The following is a 1708-nucleotide window of genomic DNA, read 5'->3' as shown; positions in this document are numbered from 1 at the left end:
CCAGGCATACGCTGGCAGCTCGACCTGCAGGCCACCGCAACCGGCATAAAACGCTTTCCAGTCTGGTACCCATCCTTGACGATAGAGCGCCCCGAGGGTCTCCAGTGTCTGCTCCCAATCGTCGCGGCGTCGGTTGAGCATCGCCATTGCACTCACCCCGACGGGCATTTGCGTCGCTGCCAGGTCCATGAGCACAGGATGCGGACCCACTTCCAGCCACAATTCGCAGTTCAGTGAGGCCAGCGTTTCAAGGCCGCGAGCAAACGCCACGGGTTGACGGGCATGATCACGCCAGTAGCGGCCGCACAGCATGCCGGGGGTGATCGGCTCGGCGCTCAGGTTGCTGATAAGAGGGATCTGCGGCGTTTGATAGGTGACTTCGTCAGCGACTTGCTCAAACGCATCGAGGATCGGTTCAAGGCGCGCACTATGGAAGGCGTGCGAGACAGTCAATTGCACGGCTCTGACCTGCTGTGCCGTGAGGATTTCACAGCAGTGCGCAACGGCATCGGCATCGCCGGAAATCACCGTTTGCGATGGACTGTTGAAGGCGGCGATCGACACCGCCCCCTCGAACCCGGCAATGACGGCTTCCACCACCGATTGCCCGGCCCGGACGGCCGCCATGGCGCCGCCAGCGGGCAGAGTCTGCATCAGCCGGCCGCGAGCGATGACCAGCTTCAGTGCGTCTTCGAGGCTGAAGACCTGGGCTACGCAGGCCGCTACGTACTCACCAATGCTGTGTCCCATGACTGCTGACGGGGTGATCCCCCAAGCCATCCACATGGTCGCCAACGCGTACTCGACACAGAACAAGGCGGGCTGGGTATACACCGTCTGGTCCAGGCGTGCCGCTTCAGCGCCTTCGGCATAGAGCAAGTCGACCAGCGACCAGCTTTCCTGCGCAAGAATGTAGTCGCTGCAACGGTCAATGGTTTCCCGGAAAGTCGGCTGATTGGCATAAAGTTCTTTGCCCATCCCGAGGTACTGTGCGCCCTGGCCGGTGAACAAGAAGGCGACCCGTGGGGCATCGGCAACAGGCAGGTTGGCTGTAGCGATATTGTCGTCCTGCAATTGTTGGTGCAGTTCTTCCAGGGTGCGCCCTGTGAACACGGCCCGATAGTCGAGCGCGGCACGGCCGGTATTGGCCGAAAAACAGAGGTCCTGCGGTGCCAGTTCGGGGTGGCGGCGCAGGTGAGTGACATACTTTTGTCGTAGCGCAGCCAGTGAGGCCGCACTCTGGGCCGATAGCGTCAGCAGATGTTGCGGATGTGAACAGTCGACAATGCGCTCGGCAGAGCGAACAGGCGCCTCTTGTAAAATGACGTGAGCATTCGTGCCGCCAAAACCGAAACCACTGACGCCAGCGGTCCGCGGTCGGCCATTGGCTGGCCAAGGCGTCCGTTGAGTGGGCACTGAAAGCGGGAACTCATCCCAGCGGATACGCGGGTTGGGCTGGGTGTAGTTGGCCTGAGGGGGGAACTCTTTGTGCTGAAGGGCCATGACGACTTTGATGATGCCAGCCATACCCGCGGCGGACTCGAGGTGGCCGATGTTGGCCTTGACCGAGCCCAGGGTCAGACGCTGATCGCTAGTGCGCCCTTGGCAGAGGGCGGCGCCCAGCGCGTTGACTTCGATCGGGTCACCCAGGACCGTGCCGGTACCGTGGGTCTCTACATAATCAATGGCGTCTGCGGTAAGGCCGGAT

Annotated in this window: 1 protein-coding gene; it reads right to left on the bottom strand. The window is 61.8% G+C overall.

Annotated features, from left to right (window positions below):
• The coding region (locus AACY49_RS29510) for a type I polyketide synthase (protein WP_339527699.1) at positions 1-1708 on the bottom strand (1708 nt) is incomplete at both ends.

The sequence above is a fragment of the Pseudomonas sp. EL_65y_Pfl2_R96 genome (genome assembly GCF_963970905.1).
In the GTDB taxonomy this organism is placed as follows: domain Bacteria; phylum Pseudomonadota; class Gammaproteobacteria; order Pseudomonadales; family Pseudomonadaceae; genus Aquipseudomonas.
This window is presented reverse-complemented; position numbering and strand designations above follow the sequence as displayed.